This is a genomic window from Rhizobium sp. 3T7 (assembly GCF_020166565.1).
Classification (GTDB): domain Bacteria; phylum Pseudomonadota; class Alphaproteobacteria; order Rhizobiales; family Rhizobiaceae; genus Rhizobium.
Genome location: NZ_JAIQXS010000065.1, coordinates 1 through 564, shown reverse-complemented (window position 1 = coordinate 564; position 564 = coordinate 1). Strand labels below are relative to the sequence as shown.

Here is a 564-nt window from a genome sequence, read left to right as displayed (position 1 = left end):
TGAAGAGCTGCTGGCGGAGCTGAATTATCTTCGAATGGAGAATGCCTATCTAAAAAAACTGGAGGCCTTAACGCAGCAACGAGCGCCGAAAAAGCGCAAGTCGTCCAAGCGTTAAGGCCATCGCATCCGCTTGACGGTCTGTTGAAGCTTTCGGGCCTGACGCGCAGCACGTTTTACTATCAGCAGAAGGCATTGTCGCGGCCCGAGCGGCATGGAGCTGCTCAAGGACAGGATCAAATCGATCTTCGAGACGCACAAGGGCCGCTATGGCTATCGTCGGGTGACTGCGGCGCTGCGCGGCTTGGGAGAGATGGTCAACCACAAGACGGTCCAGCGTCTGATGGTCGATATGGGATTGAAATCTCAGGTCAGGCCAAAGAAATATCGATCCTACAGCGGCGAAGTGGGAGGCGTCGCTCCCGATCTCATCAAGCGGCAATTCACCGCCGAACGTATGAACCAGAAATGGGTGACCGATGTGACGGAGTTCACCGTGGCAGGCGAGAAGCTTTATCTCTCGCCGGTCATGGACCTGTCCAATGGCGAAATCGTCGCCTTCGAAAC

1 pseudogene is annotated in these 564 nt (G+C 55.5%); it reads left to right on the top strand.

Features of this window, described 5'->3' with window-relative positions:
• Positions 1-564 (top strand): annotated as a pseudogene (locus K9B32_RS28860) (IS3 family transposase); the annotation flags it as partial.